At 71.5% G+C, this 25,304-nt stretch carries 21 protein-coding genes; 15 read left to right on the top strand and 6 right to left on the bottom strand.

What is annotated here, in order from left to right; genetic code table 11:
* Positions 1-67 precede the first annotated feature (67 nt).
* On the top strand, positions 68-1,555 hold the full coding sequence (locus ACFYOV_RS15405; protein WP_389087618.1) for a PucR family transcriptional regulator ligand-binding domain-containing protein: 1,488 nt from the start codon (positions 68-70) through the stop codon (positions 1,553-1,555).
* A gap of 211 nt (positions 1,556-1,766) precedes the next feature.
* Complete coding sequence (locus ACFYOV_RS15400; protein ID WP_389087615.1) at positions 1,767-2,555, top strand: phosphatase; 789 nt, start codon at positions 1,767-1,769, stop codon at positions 2,553-2,555.
* A gap of 15 nt (positions 2,556-2,570) precedes the next feature.
* On the opposite strand, the gene ACFYOV_RS15395 is transcribed toward ACFYOV_RS15400, so the two are convergent.
* The 3 genes from ACFYOV_RS15395 to ACFYOV_RS15385 all read right to left on the bottom strand — a co-directional run bounded on the left by ACFYOV_RS15395 (position 2,571) and on the right by ACFYOV_RS15385 (position 5,389).
* A complete protein-coding gene (locus ACFYOV_RS15395) occupies positions 2,571-3,440 on the bottom strand; it encodes an acyl-CoA thioesterase (protein ID WP_389087613.1) in 870 nt (289 codons plus the stop codon).
* 31 nt (positions 3,441-3,471) lie between these two features.
* On the bottom strand, positions 3,472-4,629 hold the full coding sequence (locus ACFYOV_RS15390; RefSeq protein ID WP_389087611.1) for an acyl-CoA dehydrogenase family protein: 1,158 nt from the start codon (positions 4,627-4,629) through the stop codon (positions 3,472-3,474).
* Between the two features lie 163 nt (positions 4,630-4,792).
* A complete protein-coding gene (locus ACFYOV_RS15385; RefSeq protein ID WP_389087609.1) occupies positions 4,793-5,389 on the bottom strand; it encodes a TetR/AcrR family transcriptional regulator in 597 nt (198 codons plus the stop codon).
* 87 nt (positions 5,390-5,476) lie between these two features.
* On the opposite strand from ACFYOV_RS15385, the gene ACFYOV_RS15380 reads away from it, so the two are divergent.
* The 4 genes from ACFYOV_RS15380 to ACFYOV_RS15365 are packed head-to-tail and all read left to right on the top strand — an operon-like array spanning position 5,477 to position 11,237.
* Entirely contained in the window at positions 5,477-7,093 is a 1,617-nt protein-coding gene (locus ACFYOV_RS15380) for a carboxyl transferase domain-containing protein (protein WP_389087607.1), read from the top strand.
* 14 nt (positions 7,094-7,107) lie between these two features.
* Positions 7,108-9,126 carry an acetyl/propionyl/methylcrotonyl-CoA carboxylase subunit alpha gene (locus tag ACFYOV_RS15375; RefSeq protein ID WP_389087604.1) on the top strand — a complete coding sequence of 673 codons (2,019 nt, stop codon included), beginning with the start codon at positions 7,108-7,110 and terminating at the stop codon, positions 9,124-9,126.
* Positions 9,123-10,070 carry a hydroxymethylglutaryl-CoA lyase gene (locus ACFYOV_RS15370; RefSeq protein WP_389087602.1) on the top strand — a complete coding sequence of 316 codons (948 nt, stop codon included), beginning with the start codon at positions 9,123-9,125 and terminating at the stop codon, positions 10,068-10,070. The genes ACFYOV_RS15375 and ACFYOV_RS15370 overlap by 4 nt, the downstream gene beginning before the upstream one ends.
* Positions 10,071-10,076: 6 nt before the next feature.
* Positions 10,077-11,237, top strand: coding sequence for an acyl-CoA dehydrogenase family protein (locus ACFYOV_RS15365; RefSeq protein ID WP_389087600.1), 1,161 nt, complete (start codon positions 10,077-10,079; stop codon positions 11,235-11,237).
* Between the two features lie 45 nt (positions 11,238-11,282).
* Here ACFYOV_RS15365 and ACFYOV_RS15360 read toward each other — a convergent pair whose 3' ends face one another.
* Positions 11,283-11,624, bottom strand: a complete 342-nt coding sequence (locus ACFYOV_RS15360; protein WP_389087598.1) for a hypothetical protein — start codon at positions 11,622-11,624, stop codon at positions 11,283-11,285.
* A gap of 183 nt (positions 11,625-11,807) precedes the next feature.
* Here ACFYOV_RS15360 and ACFYOV_RS15355 point away from each other — a divergent pair, with 183 nt between their 5' ends.
* From ACFYOV_RS15355 to ACFYOV_RS15330, 6 genes are all read left to right on the top strand, one after another.
* Positions 11,808-12,854 carry an ABC transporter substrate-binding protein gene (locus ACFYOV_RS15355; protein ID WP_389087596.1) on the top strand — a complete coding sequence of 349 codons (1,047 nt, stop codon included), beginning with the start codon at positions 11,808-11,810 and terminating at the stop codon, positions 12,852-12,854.
* Between the two features lie 55 nt (positions 12,855-12,909).
* The gene (locus ACFYOV_RS15350; protein WP_389087593.1) at positions 12,910-13,809 is read left to right on the top strand and encodes a siderophore-interacting protein; all 900 of its coding nucleotides are present in this window, start codon (positions 12,910-12,912) and stop codon (positions 13,807-13,809) included.
* A 143-nt stretch (positions 13,810-13,952) separates the two neighbouring features.
* Positions 13,953-15,395, top strand: a complete 1,443-nt coding sequence (gene desA, locus ACFYOV_RS15345; protein WP_389087591.1) for a lysine decarboxylase DesA — start codon at positions 13,953-13,955, stop codon at positions 15,393-15,395.
* The gene (locus ACFYOV_RS15340) at positions 15,379-16,665 is read left to right on the top strand and encodes a lysine N(6)-hydroxylase/L-ornithine N(5)-oxygenase family protein (RefSeq protein ID WP_389087588.1); all 1,287 of its coding nucleotides are present in this window, start codon (positions 15,379-15,381) and stop codon (positions 16,663-16,665) included. The genes desA and ACFYOV_RS15340 overlap by 17 nt, the downstream gene beginning before the upstream one ends.
* The gene (locus ACFYOV_RS15335; protein ID WP_389087586.1) at positions 16,662-17,186 is read left to right on the top strand and encodes a GNAT family N-acetyltransferase; all 525 of its coding nucleotides are present in this window, start codon (positions 16,662-16,664) and stop codon (positions 17,184-17,186) included. The genes ACFYOV_RS15340 and ACFYOV_RS15335 overlap by 4 nt, the downstream gene beginning before the upstream one ends.
* The gene (locus tag ACFYOV_RS15330; RefSeq protein WP_389087583.1) at positions 17,183-18,955 is read left to right on the top strand and encodes an IucA/IucC family protein; all 1,773 of its coding nucleotides are present in this window, start codon (positions 17,183-17,185) and stop codon (positions 18,953-18,955) included. The genes ACFYOV_RS15335 and ACFYOV_RS15330 overlap by 4 nt, the downstream gene beginning before the upstream one ends.
* Positions 18,956-19,016: 61 nt before the next feature.
* Here ACFYOV_RS15330 and ACFYOV_RS15325 read toward each other — a convergent pair whose 3' ends face one another.
* Positions 19,017-20,591, bottom strand: coding sequence for a beta-N-acetylhexosaminidase (locus tag ACFYOV_RS15325; protein ID WP_389087581.1), 1,575 nt, complete (start codon positions 20,589-20,591; stop codon positions 19,017-19,019).
* A 131-nt stretch (positions 20,592-20,722) separates the two neighbouring features.
* Here ACFYOV_RS15325 and ACFYOV_RS15320 point away from each other — a divergent pair, with 131 nt between their 5' ends.
* The 3 genes from ACFYOV_RS15320 (at position 20,723) to glmS (ending at position 23,756) form a co-directional block, all read left to right on the top strand.
* On the top strand, positions 20,723-21,604 hold the full coding sequence (locus ACFYOV_RS15320; RefSeq protein WP_389087579.1) for a DUF4429 domain-containing protein: 882 nt from the start codon (positions 20,723-20,725) through the stop codon (positions 21,602-21,604).
* A 64-nt stretch (positions 21,605-21,668) separates the two neighbouring features.
* Complete coding sequence (locus ACFYOV_RS15315) at positions 21,669-21,926, top strand: hypothetical protein (RefSeq protein ID WP_030869322.1); 258 nt, start codon at positions 21,669-21,671, stop codon at positions 21,924-21,926.
* Between the two features lie 12 nt (positions 21,927-21,938).
* Positions 21,939-23,756, top strand: coding sequence for a glutamine--fructose-6-phosphate transaminase (isomerizing) (gene glmS / locus ACFYOV_RS15310; RefSeq protein ID WP_389087576.1), 1,818 nt, complete (start codon positions 21,939-21,941; stop codon positions 23,754-23,756).
* 108 nt (positions 23,757-23,864) lie between these two features.
* On the opposite strand, the gene ACFYOV_RS15305 is transcribed toward glmS, so the two are convergent.
* The gene (locus ACFYOV_RS15305) at positions 23,865-24,392 is read right to left on the bottom strand and encodes a universal stress protein (protein WP_389087574.1); all 528 of its coding nucleotides are present in this window, start codon (positions 24,390-24,392) and stop codon (positions 23,865-23,867) included.
* Between the last annotated feature and the right edge of the window lie 912 nt (positions 24,393-25,304).

Below are 25,304 nucleotides of genomic sequence, written 5' to 3'. Positions count from 1 at the left end.
CGATCCGACGCTAGGTGGCCCCCCGGCACACCGGAAGTGTACGTTTCCTCCATTCGGAGTGCCCCTGATGGAGGAAACGTCCACCGTGCACGATCCGGCGCTGCCCTCCGCGCCCACCACACCGCCCACACCCCCCGTACCCCTGGACGCGCTCCTGGCACGCGAGGACCTCGGTCTGCGCCGGATCGCGGGACCGGCCGGGCCCGGCCTCGTGGTCCACGGGGCGCACACCTCCGAGCTGGCCGACCCCTCCCCCTACCTGCTGGGCGGGGAACTGCTGCTGTCGGCGGGCGTGCACATCCCGCCGGGCGCGGGACCGGAGTACTTCGACGCCTATGTCTCCCGGGTCGTGGCGGCGGGCGGCGCGGCCCTCGGCTTCGGAGTGGCTCCGGTGCACGACACCGTGCCGGGCGCGCTGGTCGAGGCGTGCGGGACACACGGGCTGCCGCTGCTCGAGGTGCCACCGCGGACCACCTTCTCGGGAGTGGCCCGCGCGGTGTGGCAGCTGATGGCCCGGGCCCGGCTGGCGGAGCTGCGCCGGGTGGCGGAGGCCCAGCAGAGCCTGGCCGCGGCGGCGGCCCGTCCGGATCCGGTCCCCTCGGTGCTGCGGCAGCTGGCCCGGCGCCTGGACGGCACGGCGGTGCTGTACGGGCCGGAGGGCGCGCGGCTGGCGGCGGCCGGGCGGGATCAGGGCGCCGAGGTGCGAGCGGCGCTGGCGGACCTGGCGGGCGTGGTCGGCACCCGCGCGGCCGGCACCGCGAGCGACACCGTGGCCGGCACCCGGCTGGCCGCCTACGCCCTCGGCGCCGGCCGGGGCTTCGTGCTGGGCGTGGCCGCCCCGCGGCGCGACCCCGGGGACCACACCATCGCCTCGGTGGCCGCCGTCCTGCTGTCGCTGCTCACCGGCGAGCACCAGAGCGGCACGGGCGCGGCCCGCTCCGCCGCCCTGGTGCGGTTGCTGCTGGGCGCATCGCCGGAGGCGGTGACCCCGCTGCTGGGCCAGGACCGCTGGCGGGTGGTGCACGCCCGCCCGGACGGGCAGGCACCGGACTCCGTCGCGGCGTCCGCGCTGGGTGCCGCGCTCGGGTCGGCGCTGGTGGACCTGGCGGGCGAGGTGGTGCGCGTCCTGGTGCCGGCCGACCGGGCCCCGGAGGCGCTGCCCGGCTGGACGCTGGGCGTCAGCGCGGACGTCGCCCCGCGCGACTGGCCGGCCGCCGACACCCAGGCGGCCCGCGCCCTGTCCCGGGCCCGCGCCACCCGCACCCCGCTCGTGCGGCACGGCGCCCGCCCGGCCCTCGCCGACCTGGTCCCCGCGGCCGACGCCCGGGCCCACGCGCGTACGCTGCTCGCCCCGGTGGCCGGCACCCCGGCCCTCACCGACACGCTGCGCACCTGGCTGAGCCTGCACGGCAGTTGGGACCGCACCGCGGTGGCGCTGTCCGTGCACCGCAACACCGTGCGGCAGCGGATCGCGCGGTGCGCGGCCCTGCTGGAGGCGGACCTGGACGACCCGGACGTACGGATGGAGCTGTGGTTCGTGCTGCGGCACACGTGACGCGCGCGGCGTACCGGATCCGGCGCACCGGTCGTGCGCGCCGTACCGGGTCGTACGCGCCGTACCGCCGGGGCACGCCGGTGTACGCCGGGGCACCCCGGGGCACGCCGGGGCCCTGAGTACCCGTACGGATGTCCCTGAGTACGTGACGCACGTCCCAGCGCTCGATACGCCAGGGACGGCCCCGGACCGCTGCTCCACAATGGGGGGCATGCCGATAACCGGGACCCCCAGCCGCGCCGAGCTCCTCGACCACCTCGTCGCCACGCGCATAGCGGGCGACGTCGCCACGCCGAGGGAGAACAACCTCTCCCACTACCGCAAGCTGGCGAACGGCGACCGCCACTACTGGCTCGGACTGGAACTCGGCGACCGCTGGAGCGACGAGCAGGACGTGCTCGCGGTGATGGCGGAGCGGGTCGGCGTCAACGACGACCCGGAGCACCGGTACGGCCAGGACACCATCGACCCGGAGCTGACCGTGGCCGCGCTGGAGCGGATGGCCGGGCGGCTGCGCAAGGCGGCGGAGGGCCGGCAGCGGGTGCTGTTCGCGACCGGGCACCCCGGCGGTCTGCTCGACGTGCACCGCGCCACGGCCGCCGCGCTGCGGGCCGCCGGCTGCGAGATCGTGGTGATCCCGGACGGGCTGGCCACGGACGAGGGGTACGTGATGCAGTTCGCCGACGTGGCGGTGCTGGAGCACGGCGCCACGCTGTGGCACACCCACTCCGGCGAGCCGATGAAGGCCGTCCTCACCGCCCTGGAGCGCGAGGGCCGCCCCCTGCCCGACCTGGTCGTCGCGGACCACGGCTGGGCGGGCGCGGCCGGGCAGTACGGCGTCGACTCCGTCGGCTACGCCGACTGCAACGACCCGGCCCTGTTCCTCGCGGAGGCCGAGGGCACCGTCCAGGTCACGGTCCCCCTCGACGACCACGTCACCAGCCCCCGCCACTACGACCCGATGACGGCGTTCCTCCTGGCGGAGGCGGGGCTGGTCTGAGCCCGGCGGGTCCCGTCAGTCGTGCGGGACCCGCACCACGCCCTCCTGGATGACGGAGACCGCGAGCCGCCCGTCCTGGGTGTAGATGCGGGCCTGGCCGAGGCCCCGGCCGCCGTGGGCCGTCGGGGACTGCTGGTCGTACAGCAGCCACTCGTCGGCGCGGAACGGGCGGTGGAACCACATCGCGTGGTCCAGGGAGGCGCCGACCACGTCGCCCACCGCCCAGCCGCCGCGGCCGTGCGCGAGCAGCACGGAATCCAGCAGCGTCATGTCGGAGACGTACGTGGCGAGGACGACGTGCAGCAGGGGGTCGTCCGCGAGCTTGCCGTTGGTGCGGAACCACACCTGCGAGTGCGGTTCGCGCGGCTCGCCGTAGCGGCCGAACGGCGGCTCGTCCACGTACCGCAGGTCGACCGCCGCGCGGGCCTGGACGAAGCGCTCCACGACCGCCGGGTCCAGGTGCGCGTAGCCGCGCATCCGCCGCTCGGAGGTCGGCAGCGTCGCGGGATCGGGCGCGGGCGGCATCGATGCCTGGTGGTCCAGGCCCTCTTCGTACGTCTGGAAGGACGCCGAGAGGTGGAAGATCGGCTGCCCGTGCTGGACCGCGACGACCCGGCGGGTGGTGAAGGAGCGGCCGTCGCGGATGCGGTCGACGTTGTAGACGATGGGCGCGCCCGGATCGCCGGGGCGCAGGAAGTACGCGTGCAGGGAGTGCGCCGGACGGTCCTCGGGGACCGTCCGGCCGGCGGCGACCAGGGCCTGGGCCGCGACCTGGCCGCCGAAGACGCGCGGGACCACGGCGGAACGGGACCGGCCGCGGAAGATGTCCTGCTCGATCCGCTCCAGGTCGAGCAGATCGAGCAGGTCCTGTAGTGCCTGACTCATGGGGTCAGTCGTGTAGATCCTTCCGCGAGCCCTACAGGCCCATGTCCTTCGCGATGATCGTCTTCATGATCTCGCTGGTGCCGCCGTAGATGCGGTTGACCCGGTTGTCCGCGTACAGGCGGGCGATCGGGTACTCGTTCATGTAGCCGTAGCCGCCGTGCAGCTGGAGGCAGCGGTCGATGACGCGGTGCGCGACCTCGGTGCAGAACAGCTTGGCGGAGGCGGCCTCGGCCGGGGTCAGCTCGCCGGCGTCGAGGGCCTCGGTGGCGCGGTCGGCGACGGCCTCGGCGGCGTCCACCTCGGCCTGGCAGGCGGCCAGCTCGAACTTGGTGTTCTGGAAGTGGGCGACCGGCTTGCCGAAGACGGTGCGCTCCTGCACGTACTGCTTGGCGAACCGGACGGCGGCCTTGGCCTGGGCGTAGGCGCCGAAGGCGATGCCCCAGCGCTCGGAGGCCAGGTTGTGGCCGAGGTAGTAGAAGCCCTTGTTCTCCTCGCCGAGGAGGTCCTCGACCGGCACCTTGACGTCGACGAAGGCCAGCTCGGCCGTGTCGGAGGTGCGCAGGCCCAGCTTGTCGAGCTTGCGGCCGACGGAGTAGCCCTCGGACTTGGTGTCGACGGCGAAGAGCGAGATGCCGAAGCGGCGGTCCTCGGCGGTCGGGGCGGAGGTCCGGGCGCAGACGATGACCTTGTCGGCGTGCACGCCGCCGGTGATGAAGGTCTTGGCGCCGTTGAGGACGTAGTGCGTGCCGTCCTCGGAGAGCTTGGCGGTGGTCTTCATGCCCGCGAGGTCGGAGCCGGTGCCCGGCTCGGTCATCGCGATGGCCCACATCTCCTCGCCGGTGACGAACTTCGGCAGGTAACGCTTCTTCTGCTCGTCGGTGGCGAGCATCTTGATGTAGGGCAGGGCGAGCAGCACGTGCACGCCGGAACCGCCGAACTGGACGCCCGCGCGGGCGGTCTCCTCGTAGAGGACGGCCTCGAACTTGTGGCTGTCCAGGCCCGCGCCGCCGTACTCCTCCGGCACGTTGATGCCGAAGATGCCCAGCTCACCGAGCTTGTAGTAGAACTCGCGCGGCGCCTGGCCGGCGGCGAACCACTCGTCGTAGACGGGGACGACCTCTGCCTCGATGAAGGCGCGAAGGGTCTCCCGGAACGCCTCGTGATCCTCGTTGAAAACCGTACGGCGCACCGCGCCACCTCCACGTACCTGGGCATGTCTAAGCGCTTGCTCAGATCAAAGATACCGGCGAGTACGGACAGACGTCCAGAGCAGGGGGACCGTAACGCTCGTCACGCGGCGACGACCGGGACACCGCCCCACCGTGCGGATCCCCCGATCCCCCGGCCGGGCGTCAGCGCCCGCCCGCCGCAGCGAACGCGCCGCGGGCCATCCGGTGCAGGAGCTCCGCCGTGGTGTCGCGGCCGGGCAGGGAGCCGGGTCGACCCAGGTGCGGGGTGGAGTTGAGCAGGCCGAACACCGAGTGCACCGCCGAACGGGCGGCCGGTTCGGTCAGTGCCGGGTACACCTCGCGCACCACCTCGACCCACAGCTCGACGTACTGCCGCTGGAGCTGGCGCACCAGCTTGCGGTCGGCGTCCCGGAGGCGGTCCAGCTCGCGGTCGTGCAGGGTGATCAGAGGACGGTCGTCGAGCGCGAAGTCGATGTGCCCCTCGATGAGCGAGTCGAGGACCTCCGAGGCGGCCACCCCGTCGGCCTCCTCCAGGCGCCGTTTCGCGCCGGTCAACAGCGAGTCGCTGATGCCGACCAGCAGCTCCGCGAGCATCGCGTCCTTGCCCGCGAAGTGCCGGTACAGCCCCGGCCCGCTGATGCCGACCGCGGCCCCTATCTCGTCGACCCCGACGCCGTGGAAGCCGCGGTCGGCGAACAGCCGGGCGGCTTCCTTGAGGATCTGCTCGCGGCGGGTGGGGGCGTCGGTTCTGGTGGCCATGAAGACGATTCTAGACAGCGAGGTTAGCGGTCGTTAACCTGAGGGAAATGCGTTAACGCTCATTAACAAGGTGAGGGGACCCGCAGGATGCAACAGGCACCGGAGCTTCACAGCGCGGCCGATCCCGCGTCGGAGGCCTTTCGGGCCAACGAGGAGGCGCACCGCGCCCTCGTCGAGGAGCTGCGCGCCAAGCTGGCCGCGGCGGCGCTCGGCGGCGGCGAGAAGGCGCGGGCGAGGCACACCGCGCGCGGGAAACTGCTCCCGCGCGACCGTGTGGACACCCTCCTCGACCCCGGCTCGCCCTTCCTGGAGCTGGCCCCGCTCGCGGCCGACGGGATGTACGACGGCCAGGCCCCGGCGGCCGGTGTGATCGCCGGGATCGGGCGGGTGGCCGGCCGGGAGTGCGTGGTCGTGGCCAACGACGCCACCGTCAAGGGCGGCACCTACTACCCGATGACGGTGAAGAAGCACCTCCGCGCGCAGGAGGTGGCCCTCGACAACCGTCTCCCCTGTGTGTACCTCGTCGACTCCGGCGGCGCCTTCCTGCCCATGCAGGACGAGGTGTTCCCGGACCGGGACCACTTCGGGCGGATCTTCTACAACCAGGCCCGCATGTCGGGTGCCGGCATCCCGCAGATCGCGGCGGTGCTCGGCTCCTGCACGGCCGGCGGGGCGTACGTCCCGGCGATGAGCGACGAGGCGGTGATCGTGCGCAACCAGGGCACGATCTTCCTCGGCGGCCCGCCCCTGGTGAAGGCCGCCACCGGCGAGGTCGTCACCGCGGAGGAGCTGGGCGGCGGCGAGGTGCACTCCCGCGTGTCCGGCGTGACCGACCACCTCGCGGAGAACGACGCGCACGCCCTGCGGATCGTGCGCGACATCGTCTCCACGCTCCCCGCGCGGGGCACGCTGCCCTGGCAGGCCGAGCCGGCCGTCGAGCCCAAGGTCGACCCGGCCGGGCTGTACGGCGCGGTGCCGGTGGACTCCCGCACCCCCTACGACGTGCGCGAGATCATCGCCCGCGTGGTCGACGGCTCGCGCTTCGCCGAGTTCAAGGCGGAGTTCGGGCAGACCCTGGTCACCGGCTTCGCCCGGATCCACGGCCACCCGGTGGGGATCGTCGCCAACAACGGCATCCTGTTCGCCGAGTCCGCCCAGAAGGGCGCCCACTTCATCGAGCTGTGCGACCAGCGCGGCATCCCGCTGGTGTTCCTGCAGAACATCTCCGGCTTCATGGTGGGCCGGGACTACGAGGCGGGCGGCATCGCCAAGCACGGCGCCAAGATGGTCACCGCGGTCGCCTGCACCCGCGTGCCGAAGCTGACCGTCGTGGTCGGCGGCTCCTACGGCGCGGGCAACTACTCGATGTGCGGCCGGGCCTACTCCCCCCGCTTCCTGTGGATGTGGCCCAACGCCAAGATCTCGGTCATGGGCGGCGAGCAGGCCGCCTCGGTCCTCGCGACCGTCAAGCGGGACCAGATGGAGGCGCGCGGGGAGGACTGGCCCGCCGAGGAGGAGGACGCCTTCAAGGCCCCGATCCGTGCGCAGTACGAGCGCCAGGGGAACGCCTACTACGCGACGGCCCGGCTCTGGGACGACGGCGTGATCGACCCGCTGGAGACCCGGCAGGTGCTGGGCCTGGCCCTGACCGCGTGCGCCAACGCGCCACTGGGCGACCCCCAGTTCGGCGTCTTCCGGATGTGAGGGAACCGACGATCATGTTCGAGACAGTGCTTGTGGCCAACCGGGGCGAGATCGCCGTCCGCGTCATCCGCACCCTGCGGTCGATGGGCGTGCGCTCGGTGGCCGTCTTCTCCGACGCGGACGCCGATGCCCGGCACGTCCGGGAGGCCGACACGGCGGTGCGGATCGGTCCCGCACCGGCCGCCGAGAGCTACCTGTCGGTGGAACGGCTGCTCGAGGCAGCCGCCCGCACCGGCGCCCGGGCGGTCCACCCCGGGTACGGCTTCCTCGCCGAGAACGCCGGCTTCGCGCGGGCGTGCGCCGAGGCGGGGCTGGTGTTCATCGGGCCCCCCGCCGACGCGATCTCCCTCATGGGCGACAAGATCCGCGCCAAGGAGACCGTGAAGGCGGCCGGTGTCCCGGTGGTGCCGGGTTCGAGCGGCAGCGGCCTCACCGACGAGGAACTGGCCGAAGCGGCCCGCGGGATCGGCATGCCGGTGCTGCTCAAGCCCTCCGCGGGCGGCGGCGGCAAGGGCATGCGCCTGGTCCGGGACGCGGCGAGGCTGGCGGACGAGATCGCCGCCGCCCGGCGCGAGGCCCGCGCGTCCTTCGGTGACGACACCCTTCTGGTCGAGCGGTGGATCGACCGCCCCCGGCACATCGAGATCCAGGTCCTGGCCGACGGCCACGGGGGCGTGGTGCACCTCGGCGAGCGCGAGTGCTCGCTCCAGCGCCGCCACCAGAAGATCATCGAGGAGGCGCCCAGCGTCCTGCTCGACGAGCGGACCCGGGCCGCGATGGGCGAGGCGGCGGTCCAGGCGGCCCGCTCCTGCGGCTACCGGGGCGCGGGCACGGTGGAGTTCATCGTCCCCGGCGGCGACCCGTCGTCGTACTACTTCATGGAGATGAACACCCGCCTGCAGGTGGAGCACCCGGTCACCGAGCTGATCACGGGCCTGGACCTGGTGGAGTGGCAGCTGCGGGTGGCGGCCGGCGAGCGGCTGGCCTTCGGCCAGGAGGACGTCCGCCTGACGGGTCACGCGGTGGAGGCCCGGGTCTGCGCCGAGGACCCCGCGCGGGGCTTCCTGCCCTCCGGTGGGACCGTGCTGCGGCTGCGCGAGCCGCAGGGCGACGGAGTGCGCACCGACTCCGGGCTCAGCGAGGGCACCGAGGTCGGCAGCCTGTACGACCCGATGCTGTCCAAGGTGATCGCCTACGGCCCCGACCGCCCGACCGCGCTGCGCAAGCTCCGCGCGGCGCTCGCGGAGACGGTCACACTGGGCGTACAGACCAACGCCGGGTTCCTGCGGCGGCTGCTGGCGCACCCGGCCGTGGTCTCGGGCGAGCTGGACACGGGGCTGGTCGAGCGCGAGGTGGACGGGCTGGTACCGGACGAGGTGCCGACGGAGGTGTACGCGGCGGCGGCCCTGCTGCGCCACGCCCGCCTCGCGCCCCCCGGCGGTTCCGGCTGGGCCGACCCGTTCGCCGCCGCGGACGGCTGGCGCCTGGGCGGAGCGCGGGCGTGGACCGAGCACCACCTGCGGGTGCCGGGCCGGGACCCGGTGACCGTGCGGGTGCGCGGCACGGCGGACCACGGCACGGAACTGCTGCTGCCGGGGACCGGCACGCCGCTGCGGGCCTTCGGGGGCGTGTCCCCGCGGCCGGGGGGCGAGGACCGGTTCACCTTCCTGCTCGACGGGGTCGCCCACACCTTCGCCGCCCTGCCGGACGGCACCTGGCTCGGCCGCGACGGCGACGCATGGCAGGTGCGCGACCACGACCCGGTCGCCGCGTCCCTCACCCGCGCGGCGCACGCCGGCGCCGACTCGCTGACCGCGCCGATGCCCGGCACGGTGACGGTGGTGAAGGTCGCCGTCGGCGACGAGGTGACGGCCGGCCAGAGCCTGCTGGTGGTGGAGGCGATGAAGATGGAGCACGTCATCTCCGCCCCGCACGCCGGCACGGTCACCGAACTGGACGTCTCGCCCGGCACCACGGTCGCCATGGACCAAGTGCTGGCGGTCATCGCCCCGGCGGAGGAGGAGACGGCGTGAACGCCACGGAACTGGGCCTGCCCATGGCCGTACCGGACGCCGGCCTGCCCACCCGCGTGCGGATCCACGAGGTCGGCGCCCGCGACGGCCTCCAGAACGAGAAGACGGTCGTCCCGGTCGAGGTGAAGGCGGAGTTCGTCCGCCGCCTGGCCGGCACGGGCCTGACCACCATCGAGGCGACGAGCTTCGTCCACCCCCGGTGGGTTCCCCAACTGGCGGACGCGGAGCAGCTGTTCCCACTGGTGAGCGATCTGCCGGTGGCCCTGCCCGTCCTGGTACCGAACGAACGCGGCCTGGACCGGGCGCTGTCCCTGGGCGCGCGGCGGGTGGCGGTCTTCGCCAGTGCCACGGAGTCCTTCGCCAAGGCCAACCTCAACCGCACGGTGGACGAGGCCCTGGCCATGTTCGAGCCGGTGGTGGGCCGGGCGAAGGGCGAGGACCTCCATGTGCGCGGCTATCTGTCCATGTGCTTCGGCGACCCCTGGGAGGGCCCCGTCCCGGTCCCCCAGGTGGTGAAGGTCTGCCGGGCCCTGCTGGACATGGGCTGCGACGAACTGAGCCTGGGCGACACCATCGGGGTGGCGACCCCGGGCCACGTCGGCGCCCTGCTCACGGCGCTCACCGAGGCGGGCGTGCCGGTGTCCGCGCTGGGCGTGCACTTCCACGACACCTACGGCCAGGCCCTGTCCAACACGCTGGCCGCGCTGCGGCACGGCGTCACCACGGTCGACGCCTCCGCCGGCGGACTGGGCGGCTGTCCGTACGCGAAGTCCGCCACCGGCAATCTCGCCACCGAAGACCTCGTGTGGATGCTGCGGGGCCTCGGCATCGACACCGGGGTCGACCTCGGCCGTCTCGTCGCCACAAGCGTCTGGATGGCCGACCGCCTGGGCCGACCCAGCCCGTCCCGCACCGTACGAGCCCTCTCCCACCAGGAGCAGTGAACGACCATGGACCACAAGCTCTCCCCCGAACTGGAAGAACTCCGCCGCACGGTGGAGGAGTTCGCGCACGACGTCGTGGCGCCGAAGATCGGTGACTTCTACGAGCGGCACGAGTTCCCGTACGAGATAGTGCGGGAGATGGGCCGCATGGGCCTGTTCGGCCTGCCCTTCCCGGAGGAGTACGGCGGTATGGGCGGCGACTACTTCGCGCTGGGCGTGGCCCTGGAGGAGCTGGCGCGGGTGGACTCGTCGGTCGCCATCACCCTGGAGGCCGGGGTCTCGCTGGGCGCGATGCCGGTCCACCTGTTCGGCACCGAGGAGCAGAAGCGCGAGTGGCTCCCCCGCCTGTGCTCCGGCGAGATCCTGGGTGCGTTCGGCCTGACCGAGCCGGACGGCGGCAGCGACGCGGGCGCGACCCGCACCACGGCCCGGCTCGACCCGGATACGGACGAGTGGGTCATCAACGGCACCAAGTGCTTCATCACCAACTCGGGCACCGACATCACGGGCCTGGTCACGGTCACGGCGGTCACCGGGCGCAAGCCCGACGGCAAGCCGCTGATCTCCGCGATCATCGTGCCGTCCGGCACCCCGGGGTTCACGGTGGCGGCCCCCTACTCGAAGGTCGGCTGGAACGCCTCGGACACGCGTGAGCTGTCCTTCTCGGACGTCCGGGTCCCGGCGGAGAACCTGCTCGGCGAGGAGGGCCGGGGCTACGCCCAGTTCCTGCGCATCCTCGACGAGGGCCGCATCGCCATCGCCGCGCTGGCGACGGGTCTGGCGCAGGGCTGTGTCGACGAGTCGGTGAAGTACGCCAAGGAGCGGCACGCCTTCGGCCGCCCCATCGGCGCCAACCAGGCGATCCAGTTCAAGATCGCCGACATGGAGATGAAGGCCCACACCGCCCGCCTCGCCTGGCGCGACGCGGCCAGCCGCCTCGTCGCCGGCGAGCCCTTCAAGAAGGAGGCGGCGCTCGCGAAGCTGTACTCCTCCACGATCGCCGTCGACAACGCCCGCGACGCCACCCAGATCCACGGCGGGTACGGCTTCATGAACGAGTACCCGGTGGCCCGCATGTGGCGCGACTCCAAGATCCTGGAGATCGGCGAGGGCACGAGCGAGGTCCAGCGCATGCTGATCGCCCGTGAACTGGGCCTGGCCGGCTGACCGTTCGGATGATCGCGGCCCGTGCCCCACCGGGGCGCGGGCCGCTCAGCCGTCGACGAGGAAGGACAGGCCCGCCACCACGGCCATCGGGGTCACGGCCAGGCCCGCGCTCAGGGTCCAGTAGCGTGCGGCGGACGCGCCCGTCCTCGGGCGGGACCGCAGGTTGAACGGCAGCCACACGGCGAGGAAGAGCGCCCACGCCACCGCCAGGGCCACCGCCGGGGAGAGTCCTGCACCACGGTCGGCCGGTTCACCGGAGGCGAGGCCCAGTTCCGTCAGCGGGTCGTTCGCCAGGAACATCATCAGCAGCCACAGGGGCAGGACGGCCACCACCCCGAGGACCAGATTCCCGGCCAGCGGCACGCCCCAGCGTCGGTCCCGATCCACGGCAACCCCCTTTGCCCGACGGTGATCACGGTACAGGGCGGGCATTTCGGCCGCTCGGACGGGTGCGCACCCGATCACCCCCTGGACAATGCATCAGGTTAGGCTAACCTAAGCCTGTCTTCAGCCAAGGGGCCCCGCAGGCGTGCACCCATCGGCACCGTACGCACGAAAGCAGACCCAGCCATGTCGAATGCCCGTACCGCCCGCCTCTCCCGTCGCGGACTGCTCGCCGCCGGCGGCGCCCTCGGACTCGGCGCCCTCGTGACCGCGTGCGGCGGCGACGACGCGAAGAAGGACGGCGGCTCGGAGTCGACGGCGGCCGCCAAGTCCGGCCCCTGGTCCTACAAGGACGACCGCGGCACCACGGTGAAGCTGGACAAGGTCCCCGCGAACATCGTGGCCTTCACCGGCGTGGCCGCGGCCCTGTACGACTACGGCATCGAGGTCAAGGGCGTCTTCGGCCCGACCAAGACCAAGGACGGCAAGGCCGACGTCCAGGCCGGCGACATGGACATCAGCAAGGTGACCGTACTCGGCAACGTCTGGGACCAGTTCAACGTCGAGAAGTACGCCACCCTCGCGCCCGACGTGCTGATCAGCACCACCTTCGACAGCGCCGGCACCCTCTGGTACGTCCCCGAGGCGTCCAAGGAGAAGATCGCCAAGCTGGCGCCGAGCGTCGCCATATCCGTCTTCGACCGTCAGCTGACGCAGCCGCTCCAGCGGGTGTGGGAGCTGGCCGAGTCCCTGGGCGCCGACATGAAGGCCGCGAAGGTCACCGACGCCAAGAAGCGCTTCGAGGAGGCCTCCGAGCGGCTGCGCAAGGCGGCCAAGGCCAACCCCGACATCAAGGTGATGGCCGGCTCCGCGAGCCAGGAGCTGTTCTACGTCTCCGGCACCAACCTCTCCGTGGACCTCGAGTACTTCAAGGCCCTGGGCGTGAACTTCGTCGAGCCCTCGGAGGCGGACAAGAAGGCGACCGGCGGCTGGTTCGAGAGCCTCAGCTGGGAGAACGTCGACAAGCACAAGGCCGACATCATCATGATGGACGACCGCTCCTCGGCCATCCAGCCCGCCGACATCACCGAGGCGACCTGGAAGAAGCTCCCCGCGGTGAAGGCCGGTCAGATCATCCCGCGTTCGGCCGAGCCGATCCTGTCCTACGACAAGTGCGCGCCGCTGGTCGAGAACCTCGCCGCCGCCCTCGAGAAGGCCAAGAAGGTCAGCTGACCCGGCGCCGGACGGCATCCGGCACCACACCTTCCACCCACCCGGAGTTCCGCCCGTGACCACCGCCGTGGCCGCCCCGTTCCGTTTCTTCGCCCTCCAGGTCGTACGGACGAGGCGGCTCGGCCCGTCCTTGGTCCGGGTCACCTTCGCCGGGTCCGACCTGCGCCACTTCCGCTCCGACGGGCGTGACCAGTCGCTGTCGCTGTTCCTGCCGCACCCGGGGCAGAGCGAACCGGCCGTGCCGGTCGAACTGGGCGAGGGGTGGTGGCAGGGCTGGCGCGAACTCCCGGACGACGTACGGGCAGTGATGCGGTCGTACACGCTCCGGGCGCTGCGCACGGACGCCGCCGGCCGCACCACCGAGGTCGACATCGACTTCGTCCTGCACGGCGTCACCTCCGACGCCGGCCCGTCCACCGGGCCGGCCGGCACACCCGCCACCGAGGCCGGCCCCGCCTCCCGCTGGGCCGCGCGGGCGAGCGCCGGTGACCGCGTGCTGCTGCTCGGCCCGGCGGTGGCGGACAACCGGGCGATCCGCTTCCGGCTGCCCGAGGACACCGATCTCGTGCTGATCTGGGCCGACGAGACGGCCCTGCCCGCCACCGCCGCGATCCTCGAGACGCTGCCGCCCGGCACCCGGACCCGGGTCTGGCTCGAGGTGCCGCACCCGGGAGACGTCCAGGACCTCCCCACACGGGCGGACGCGGAGGTCACCTGGTTCGTGCGGAGCGGAGGCACCGGAGGCGAGGGCTCCCCCATGGCCCTCGACAGCCTCCGCTGCGCCCGACTCCCGTCCGGCGGACGGCCGTACGTGTGGATCGCGGGCGAGTCCGGCTGCGTGAAGCAGGTGCGTCGGCTGTTCGTGGGCGAACGGGGTGTCGACCGCCGCCGCGTGACGTTCGTGGGCTACTGGCGCCAGGGGCTGACCGAGGAGCAGCTGCGCGAACAGGGCTGACGCGCAAAAGAGTTGGTCCCGTGCTGCGTGATCACGGTCACGGTCCGGGCAGAAGCACCCTGGACAAAACTTAGGTTAGGCTAACCTAAGTTAGGCGGCCCGCTCCCGCCCGCACCGGACCGTCCCCACCGGAGGACCCCCACATGCGCTCGCACCTGCTCAACGACACCACCGCGGAGCAGTACCGCCGCTCCGTGACCGAAGGAGTCGAGCGGGTGGCCGCCAAACTCGGCGCCACTGACAGGCCGTTCACCGGAATCACGGTCGACGCCCTCTCCCCCCGTATCGAGGAGATCGACCTCGACCGGCCGCTGCACGACACCACCGCGGCGCTGGACGAACTGGAGGAGGTCTACCTCCGGGACGCGATCTACTTCCACCACCCCCGCTACCTGGCCCATCTCAACTGCCCGGTCGTCATCCCGGCCGTGCTCGGCGAGGCGGTGCTCTCCGCCGTCAACTCCTCCCTGGACACCTGGGACCAGTCGGCCGGCGGCACCCTCATCGAGCGGCGACTGATCGACTGGACGGCCGCCCGCATCGGCCTCGGCCGGGCCGCGGACGGCGTGTTCACCTCCGGCGGCACCCAGTCCAACCTCCAGGCGCTCCTGCTGGCCCGCGAGGAGGCCAAGACCGAGAGCCCGGCGGCACTGCGCATCTTCGCCTCCGAGGTCAGCCACTTCAGCGTGAAGAAGTCCGCGAAGCTGCTGGGCCTCGGGCAGGACGCCGTGGTGCCGATCCCCGTCGACCACGACAAGCGGATGCAGACGGTCGCCCTCGCCCACGAGCTCGAGCGCTGCGTCGAGGCCGGTCTCGTGCCCATGGCCGTCGTCGCCACCGCCGGCACCACCGACTTCGGCTCCATCGACCCGCTGCCCGAGGTCGCCGAACTGTGCGAGCAGTACGGCGCCTGGATGCACGTGGACGCCGCCTACGGCTGCGGTCTGCTCGCCTCGCTGAAGTACCGGGACCGGATCGACGGCATCGAGCGCGCCGACTCGGTCACCGTGGACTACCACAAGTCCTTCTTCCAGCCCGTGAGTTCCTCCGCCGTGCTGGTGCGCGACGCGGCCACGCTGCGGCACGCCACCTACCACGCGGAGTACCTCAACCCGCGCCGCATGGTGCAGGAGCGCATCCCCAACCAGGTGGACAAGTCCCTGCAGACCACCCGCCGCTTCGACGCGCTCAAGCTGTGGATGACGCTGCGGGTGATGGGCGCCGACGGCATCGGGCAGCTCTTCGACGAGGTCTGCGACCTGGCCGCCGAGGGCTGGAGACTGCTGGCCGCCGACCCGCGCTTCGACGTCGTCGTGGAGCCGTCGCTGTCCACCCTGGTCTTCCGCTACATCCCCACCGCCGTCACCGACCCGGCCGAGATCGACCGCGCCAACCTGCACGCCCGCAAGGCCCTGTTCGCCTCCGGCGACGCGGTGGTCGCCGGCACCAAGGTCGCCGGGCGGCACTACCTGAAGTTCACCCTTCTCAACCCCGAGACCACGACGGACGACATCGCCGCCGTCCTCGACCTGATCGCCGGCCACGCCGAGCAGTACCTGGGAGAGTCCCTTGACCGCGCATCCTGAAGCCCCGGACGCCACCTACGACTTCGTGGGGATCGGACTGGGTCCCTTCAACCTCGGCCTCGCCTGCCTCACCGAGCCCATCGACGAGCTCAACGGCGTCTTCCTGGAGTCCAAGGCGGACTTCGAGTGGCACGCCGGGATGTTCCTCGACGGCGCCCACCTCCAGACGCCGTTCATGTCGGACCTGGTCACCCTCGCCGACCCGACGTCCCCGTACTCCTTCCTCAACTACCTGAAGGAGAAGGGCCGGCTGTACTCGTTCTACATCCGCGAGAACTTCTACCCGCTGCGGGTCGAATACGACGACTACTGCCGCTGGGCCGCCGGGAAGCTGTCCCGCATCCGCTTCGGCACGACCGTGACCGAGGTGACCCACGAGGACGGCGTCTACGCCGTGCGGACCGCCGGCGGCGAGACCTACCGCGCCCGGCACCTGGTGCTCGGGACCGGCACCGTGCCCTACGTCCCGGAGGCGTGCCGCGGGCTGGAGGGCGACCTCCTCCACACCGCGCAGTACATGCACCGCAAGGCGGAGCTCCAGCAGAAGGACTCGATCACGATCGTCGGCAGCGGGCAGAGCGCCGCCGAGATCTACTACGAGCTGCTGTCCGAGATCGACGCCCACGGCTACCGGCTCAACTGGGTCACCCGCTCCCCGCGGTTCTTCCCGCTGGAGTACACCAAGCTGACCCTGGAGATGACCTCCCCGGACTACATCGACTACTTCCGGGCGCTGCCCGAGGAGACCCGTTACCGGCTGGAGAAGCAGCAGAAGGGCCTGTTCAAGGGCATCAACTCGGACCTGATCGACGCGATCTTCGACCTTCTGTACCAGAAGGACGTCGAGAGCGGCGACCAACCGGTCCCCACCCGCCTGCTCACCAACTCCACCCTGACCGGCGCCCATTACGAGGACGGCGGCTACACCCTCGCCTTCCACCAGGACGAGCAGGACAAGGACTTCGAGATCCGCACCGACGGCCTGGTGCTGGCCACCGGTTACCACTACGAGCCGCCGGCCTTCCTGGACCCGGTCCGCGACCGGATCCGCTTCGACGGCCACGGCCGCTTCGACGTGGCCCGCAACTACGCCATCGACGTCACCGGCCGGGGCATCTTCCTCCAGAACGCCGGTGTCCACACCCACAGCGTGACCAGCCCCGACCTGGGCATGGGCCCGTACCGCAACAGCTGCATCATCCGCGAGCTGCTCGGCACCGAGTACTACCCCGTCGAGAAGTCGATCGCGTTCCAGGAGTTCTCCGTATGACCTTCACGTTCCGCCCCGTCGACCCCCTGAAGGACGCCGAGCTGCTGCACTCCTGGGTCACCCACCCCAAGGCGGCCTACTGGATGATGCAGGACGCGCGGCTGGAGGACGTCGAGCGCGAGTACATGAAGATCGCGGCCGACGAGCACCACCACGCCTGCCTGGGCCTGAGGGACGGCGAGCCGGTCTTCCTGATGGAGAAGTACGACCCCGCCCACCGCGAACTGGTCGGCCTGTACGAGCCCGAGCCCGGGGACGTCGGCATGCACTTCCTGGTGCCGGCGACCGACCGGCCGGTGCCCGGGTTCACCCGGTCCGTCATCACCGCGGTGATGGCCCACCTGTTCGAGGACCCGGCGACCGCCCGCGTGGTGGTCGAACCGGACCTCTCCAACAAGGCGGTGCACGTCCTGAACGAGGCCGTCGGCTTCATCGCCGAGCGGGAGATCCGGAAACCGGAGAAGAGGGCACTGCTGAGCTTCTGCACGCGCGAGCAGTTCGAAAGGGCGGTGCACGCATGACCCCGGCCGACGCGGTGAACCACCTGACTCCCGAGCACTGGGAGACGGCCAACCGCCTGCTGATCCGCAAGGCGATCGCCGAGTTCGCGCACGAGCGGCTGATCACCCCCGAGGAGACGGGCGCCGGCACGTACGTCGTGCGCAGCGACGACGGCCTGACCGCTTACCGCTTCACCGCCGTCCGCCGCGCCCTGGACCACTGGCAGGTGGACGCCGCCTCCCTCACCCGCCACCGGGACGGAGCGGAACTGCCGCTCGCGGCACTGGACTTCTTCACCGAGCTGCGGTCGTCGCTGGGCCTGAGCGACGAAATCCTGCCGGTCTACCTGGAGGAGATCTCCTCCACCCTGTCCGGCACCTGCTACAAGCTCGCCAAGCCGCGCGTCACCTCCGCGGAGCTGGCCCGCGCCGGTTTCCAGGACATCGAGACCGGCATGACGGAAGGCCATCCCTGCTTCGTCGCCAACAACGGACGGCTCGGCTTCGGCGTCCACGAGTACCTGGCGTACGCGCCGGAGACGGCGAGCCCGGTGCGGCTGGTGTGGCTGGCCGCGCACCGCTCGCGGGCGGCGTTCACGGCGGGGGCCGGCATCGCCTACGAGTCGTTCGTGCGACAGGAACTCGGCGAGGAGACCGTCGAACGGTTCCACGGTGTCCTGCGCGGGCAGGGCCTGGACCCGGCCGACTACCTGTTGATCCCCGTCCACCCCTGGCAGTGGTGGAACAAGCTGTCCGTCACCTTCGCCGCCGAGGTCGCCCGCCGGCATCTGGTCTGCCTGGGCGAGGGCGACGACGAGTACCTGGCCCAGCAGTCCATCCGGACGTTCTTCAACCGGACGCACCCGCACAAGCACTACGTGAAGACGGCCCTGTCCGTCCTGAACATGGGCTTCATGCGCGGGCTGTCGGCCGCCTACATGGAGGCCACCCCGGCGATCAACGACTGGCTGGCCCAGCTGATCGAGGGCGACCCGGTGCTGAAGGGGACCGGTCTGACGATCATCCGCGAGCGGGCGGCGGTCGGCTACCGGCACCTGGAGTACGAGCGGGCCACCGACCGCTACTCGCCGTACCGCAAGATGCTGGCCGCACTGTGGCGGGAGAGCCCGGTGCCCTCGCTGCGCGACGGGGAGACGCTCGCCACCATGGCCTCCCTGGTCCATGTCGACCACGAGGGCGCCTCCCTCGCGGGCGCGCTGATCGAGCAGTCGGGGCTGGCGCCCGAGGAGTGGCTGCGGCACTACCTGCGCGCCTACTACACGCCGCTGCTGCACAGCTTCTACGCCTACGACCTGGTGTTCATGCCGCACGGCGAGAACGTGATCCTGGTACTGGAGGACGGGGTGGTGCGGCGGGCCGTCTACAAGGACATCGCCGAGGAGATCGCGGTGATGGACCCGGACGCGGTGCTGCCGCCGGAGGTCTCACGGATCCGGGTGGAGGTGCCCGAGGACAAGAAACTGCTGTCGATCTTCACAGACGTCTTCGACTGCTTCTTCCGCTTCCTCGCCGCGCACCTCGCCGAGGAGGGGATCCTGGACGAGGACGGTTTCTGGCGCACGGTTGCCGAGGTCACCCGCGAGTACCAGGAGTCGGTGCCCGAACTCGCCGAGAAGTTCGCCCGGTACGACATGTTCGCGCCGGAGTTCGCGCTGTCCTGCCTCAACCGGCTCCAGCTGCGCGACAACCGGCAGATGGTGGACCTCGCGGACCCGTCCGGGGCCCTTCAGCTGGTCGGCACCCTGCGGAACCCGATCGCGGGATTCTGACGCACCAACGAGCGGGCACCCCGGAGTACGGTCCTCCGGGGTGCCCGTCGGTGCGTGTCCGCTACCCCTCGCGGGCGGGCCAGGACACCTGGGGGGAGCGGTGGTAGCCGATCCCGAGGGCGTCCCAGCGCGGCGCCTGGGCGGCGAGCCGCCGCCGGTAGTCCTCCCAGTCGTGCGTGGCCGCCGGGGACCAGCCCAGCTCGGCGATCCCGGGCAGCCTCGGGAAGGCCATGTACTCCAGATGGGCGGAGTTCTCCAGGGTCTCCGTCCACAGCGGCGCCTCGACCCCGCGCACCGCCGAGGCGGGCACGCCCGGCAGATACGCGCCCGGGTCCCAGTCGTAGGAGCGCCGTACCTCGACGTAGCCCGCCCAGGACAGCCCGAGCGGGGTGCTCCTGTCGTACTTCATGTCGAGGTAGGCCCGGTCGGCCGGGGAGAGGATCAGCCCGGTGCCGGCCCGGGCGGCCTCGGCGACCTGTTCCTTCTCCCGCTCACTGGTGCGGTCCAGGCCCCAGTACTGGGCCAGCGCCCCCTTGGCCGGGTCGGCGCCGGTCAGCTGGTGCCAGCCGACGACCGTCTTGCCGTACTCGGCCACGATCGGCTGCACCCGGTCCATGAACTTCACGAAGTCCTGGTGCGGGGTGGAGTGCGCCTCGTCGCCGCCGATGTGCAGGTAGCGGCCCGGGGTGAGCGCGGCCAGCTCGCGCACCACGTCGTCCACGAAGTCGTAGGTGATCTCCTTGCCGACGCACAGCGAGCTGAAGCCGACCTCGATGCCGGTGTAGAGCGGGGGCGCCACGCCGTCGCAGTTCAGCTCGGCGTAGGAGGCGAGGGCGGCGTTGGTGTGGCCCGGCATGTCGATCTCGGGCACGACCTCCAGGTGGCGGGAGGCGGCGTAGCGGACGATCTCCTTGTAGTCGGCCTTGGTGTAGTACCCGCCGGGGCCGCCGCCGACCTCGGTGGAGCCGCCGTGGGTGGCCAGGCGTGGCCAGGAGTCCACCGCGATGCGCCAGCCCTGGTCGTCGCTCAGGTGCAGGTGCAGCTTGTTGAGCTTGTAGAGGGCGATTCGGTCGATGTAGCGCTTGACCTCGTCGACGGTGAAGAAGTGCCGGGCGACGTCGAGCATGGCGCCGCGCCAGCCGTAGCGCGGGCTGTCCACGACGGTGCCGCCGGCGATCAGCCAGGGGCCGGGTTGTACGGAGTCCTTCTCGACGGCCGGGGGCAGGAGTTGGCGCAGGGTCTGGACGCCGTGGAAGAGGCCCGCGGGCCGCGCGGCGGTGATGGTGACGCCGGAGGGGCCGCTGGTGAGCCGGTAGCCCTCGGCGCCGAACGGACCCTGCGCCAGCCGCAGCCGGATGCCGCCCCGGCCCTGCTCGGTGACCGGCAGGGGGTGGCCGGTGGAGGGGCGCAGGAGGCCGGCGAGGTACGCGCCGATCCGTCGGGCCTCGCGTGAGGGGTCGACCCGGATCCGGGTTCCCTCGGTGATGCGGTAGGGGGATCCGCCCGGTGTCACCGAGGCGGGCGCGGGGATCACCCGGTCCAGCGGGATCGCCTCCGTGCCCGTGCGGGGGGCCGCACCGGCGGTGCCGGCCCCGGCCGCCATGACCAGCAGCAGGCATCCGAGCAGCCGGGTCATGCGGGGAGTCGTCCGGTGGTGCCGTCGTTGCCGTCTCACACGCGCTCCCTTCTCTCAACTCCTGGGCTCCGCAAGGGAAGCCGGATGGGGTATAGACCACTCTCCCGCAGAACCGGTGGAACAATCACCCCATGGTGGAAATCATCCAGAAGGACGGCACGTGGATTTTTGACGGGGACGCGTTGCGCCTTACTCCGGGACGGGACAAGAACGTAGGACTGCTCCGGCGGACGCTGGGTGAACTCACGGTGCCGTTGGGCGCGTTGGCGGGCATATCGTTCGAGCAGGGGAAGAAGGCGGGACGGCTCAGGCTGCGGCTGCGCGACGGGGCCGACCCGCTGCTGCACGCGACGGGTGGCCGGCTCACCGAGCCGCACGACCCCTACCAGCTGGTGGTCGAACCGGACCGCTACGGCGTCGCCGAGTACGTCACGGACGAGATCCGCAACGCCCTGCTCCTCGACCGGGTGCCGTCCGACCCCATGACGCGGTTCCTGCTGCCCGGCCCGTCCGTGCCGCTGTCCGTCTCGGCCGGGGACGGCACCGTGAGCTTCGACGGCGAGCGGGTGCGCCTGGAGTGGAACTGGAAGACCGAGGACGCCAAGGCCGCCGCCGGCAGCCGCACGCTCGCGCTGGCGGACATCGATGCGGTGGAGTGGCTGCCGGCGGCCGGCCTGGAGAACGGCCATCTCCGGTTCACCGTGAGGAACGCCCCGACCAAGGCCCCGGCCAAGTACGACCCCAACGCCGTGGAGCTGTGGGGGTTCAAGAAGGACCCCCTGATGGCGCTCGTCGCGGCCGCCGTCCAGGCCCGACTGCCGCACCCGTCCGCCCCGGACGACCGCCCGGAGCGGCGGGACGCCGCGCACCCGTCGGCCGCGGCCTCCCCCGCCGAGGACGACCACGACGCGCTGCTGCGACGGCTGCGGGAGCTGGGTGAGCTGCACCGGTCCGGGGTGCTGACGGACGAGGAGTTCACCCTGGCGAAGCAGGCGGTCCTCCAGCGGATGTAGCCTGCCTGCCCGAAATCGGGCAGGATCCTTGCGGAAGACTCTCCCTTACTCCAGGATCTACCGGGTGCACGACGAACTTGTTGATCATCTGACGCGGTCCACGCCCCTCAGTCGGGGCGAGGCACTGCGGGTGATCCAGGACGTGCTCGCCTACTTCGACGAGACGACCGAGGAGTACGTCCGTCGCCGCCACCGCGAGCTCCAGGCCCAGGGCCTGGTGAACGCGACGATCTTCGAACGGATCGAGGCGGACCTCAGATATCGCGCCGTGGCCCCGCCCGAGCTCTCGCTCAGGCAGCTGCGGCGCATCGTCTACGGCTAGGAAAACATCCATATGTGCGGAATCGTCGGATACATCGGCAGGCGTGAGGTCGCGCCCCTGCTGCTCGAGGGCCTCCAGCGCCTGGAGTACCGGGGCTACGACTCGGCGGGCATCGTCGTGACGTCCCCGAAGACGGCCGGCCTGAAGATGGTCAAGGCCAAGGGCCGGGTCCGCGACCTGGAGGCCAAGGTCCCGGCGCGGTTCAAGGGCACCACGGGCATCGCCCACACCCGCTGGGCCACCCACGGCGCCCCGTCCGACGTGAACGCCCACCCGCACCTGGACGCCGAGGGCAAGGTCGCCGTCGTCCACAACGGCATCATCGACAACGCCGCCGACCTGCGCCGCAAGCTGGAGGCGGACGGCGTCGAGTTCCTCTCCGAGACGGACACCGAGGTCCTCACCCACCTCATCGCCCGCTCGCAGGCCGAGAAGCTGGAGGACAAGGTCCGCGAGACCGTCCGGCTGATCGAGGGCACGTACGGCATCGCCGTGCTGCACGCCGACTTCCCGGACCGCATCGTCGTCGCCCGCAACGGCTCCCCCGTCGTGCTGGGCATCGGCGAGAAGGAGATGTTCGTCGCCTCGGACATCGCCGCGCTCGTCGCCCACACCCGGCAGGTCGTCACCCTGGACGACGGCGAGATGGCCACCCTCAAGGCGGACGACTTCCGCACCTACACCACCGAGGGCACCCGCACCACCGCCGAGCCCACCACCGTGGAGTGGGAGGCCGCCTCCTACGACATGGGCGGCCACGACACCTACATGCACAAGGAGATCCACGAGCAGGCCGAGGCCGTGGACCGCGTGCTGCGCGGCCGGATCGACGAGCGCTTCTCCACCGTGCACCTGGGCGGTCTCAACCTCGACGCACGCGAGGCCCGCCGCATCCGCCGCGTGAAGATCCTCGGCTGCGGCACGTCGTACCACGCGGGCATGATCGGCGCCCAGATGATCGAGGAACTGGCGCGCATCCCCGCGGACGCCGAGCCGGCCTCGGAGTTCCGCTACCGCAACGCGGTCGTGGACCCCGACACCCTGTACATCGCGGTCTCGCAGTCCGGTGAGACGTACGACGTGCTGGCCGCCGTCCAGGAGCTCAAGCGCAAGGGCGCGCGGGTCCTCGGCGTGGTCAACGTCGTCGGGTCGGCGATCGCCCGCGAGGCCGACGGCGGCATCTACGTGCACGCCGGTCCCGAGGTGTGCGTGGTGTCCACCAAGTGCTTCACCAACACCACGGTCGCCTTCGCGCTGCTCGCCCTGCACCTGGGCCGCACCCGTGACCTGTCGGTGCGCGACGGCAAGCGGATCATCGAGGGACTGCGCCGGCTCCCGGGTCAGATCGCCGAGATCATGAAGCAGGAGGAGGACGTCAAGAAGCTGGCCCTCCAGTACGCCGAGGCCCGCTCGATGCTCTTCATCGGCCGCGTCCGGGGCTACCCGGTGGCCCGCGAGGCCTCCCTGAAGCTCAAGGAGGTCTCCTACATCCACGCCGAGGCGTACCCGGCCTCCGAGCTCAAGCACGGCCCGCTGGCACTGATCGAGCCCGCGATGCCGACGGTGGCGATCGTCCCCGACGACGACCTGCTGGAGAAGAACCGCGCGGCGCTGGAGGAGATCAAGGCCCGCAGCGGACGCATCGTGGCGGTGGCCCACCAGGAACAGGAGAAGGCCGACCACACGATCGTCGTCCCGAAGAACGAGGACGAGCTCGACCCGATCCTGATGGGCATCCCCCTCCAACTCCTCGCCTATCACACGGCCCTGGCCCTCGGCCGGGACATCGACAAGCCCCGCAACCTCGCCAAGTCGGTGACGGTGGAGTAGACGCAGCCCGCACGACGGACCCCCGCGTACGCCGGTCGTACGCGGGGGTCCGTCGCTGTGCGCGTCGTTACTGCCGCGGGGTCTGCGCCCCAACTCCCTCGCAGGGGCCTACGGGATGACGACGACCGGCCGCTGCGCCCGCTTAGCCAGCCGTCCGGCGACCGAACCGAAGATGCGGCCGACGACGCCGTGCGTGGAGCCGACGACGATGGCGTCCGCCTCGTACTCCCGCCCCACTTCCTCGAGTTCGTGGCAGATGTCGCCGCCGCGCTCGACCAGGATCCAGGGCACCTCGCTGAGGTAGTCCGCGCAGGCCAGTTCCAGTCCGAGGACCTCGGTGCGGTGGTCCGGGACGTCCACGAAGACGGGGGGCTCGCAGCCCGCCCACACGGTGGTGGGCAGCCGGTTGGCGACATGGACGATGATCAGCCCGGATCCGGAGCGCCGCGCCATGCCGATCGCGTAGGCGAGGGCACGCTCGCTGGACGTGGAACCGTCGAATCCGACCACCACACCGTGCTTGAACGCGGGGTCGCACGCGGGGCGCGACTCCTCTTCCGCCAGGGGATCGGCCGCCGTGGGATCGGCGACCGGCCGCTTGCGGTCCGCGGGTTCGAAGAATTCGTGACCGGCCATGGCTGTCTCGGCGTTGTGATCCTTTATGGGGGACGACAGTGTGCGGCGGAGCTGTGTCCGGGAATCATCTTCCCAACCCCATACCCCCAAGGGTACGGCGGCACGCCTCCTAAGCCCAGATCCCGCCCACGGTGCCCGGCGGGTTCCCCGGAGCATGCACGAGGGGGCGCCCGTAACGCAATGGTTGCTGCGCTGTACAGGCGGTTTGCACAGGATTCAACGAACCGGAAGAGTGGCCGCTTGCCCTGCGCGACCGTACCGGAGCACGGTGACCGACGGCCGGACCGGGCGTTGCACCCCGTGAGCCATGCCACACGGAGCCCGCCCCCGCCCGGACGGGGTACCGGCCCCGTACCGGACGCCGCGGCGGGGCGAGGTGGTCCGCCGCGGCCGGCCCGCGGCCGTCCGCCCGCCCCGGTCGTGCCGCCGCTATGCGGCTCGTCACGGGCCGGCGCCGCGGGTGCCGTTCCGGGCCCACGGCGGCCACCGGCTCCACCCGGCCGCCGGTGCGCCGCGCGGAGCAACTCGCCGCGCCGAGAGGCGGGAAGGCCGGGATACACCGGGCGGCTGACCGGTTTCCGCGCACGCGCCCGCATCTTTTCAGCCAACTTCTGGTTCCCGTGCATCCCCTGCCCCGACCACCCCCCAACCCCCGTTCCACCTGCACGGAAAGGGCCTCAGGGGTGCTGCGCACCCTACGGGGATTGGCCACCGCGACGAGGCGCACTTCCCTGCACGCCCCACGAGTGCAACGCTTCGTGATCGAATGCTTCACGCCAAGTTGCCAAGTCGACATTGGGCCGGGTGCCGAACTGGCCACCCGGGCGCGACCGGACACAGTAGATTCGATCTTGACTGTCTTACGGCGGGGGACTCGTGCAGGACCGAGGGGAAACGTGCAGGAGCGACACA

It is taken from the genome of Streptomyces sp. NPDC005931, assembly GCF_042871235.1.
Taxonomy (GTDB): Bacteria; Actinomycetota; Actinomycetes; order Streptomycetales; family Streptomycetaceae; genus Streptomyces.
The sequence above is the reverse complement of the archived record's forward strand: the minus strand, read 5'-3'. Positions and strand labels throughout refer to the sequence as shown.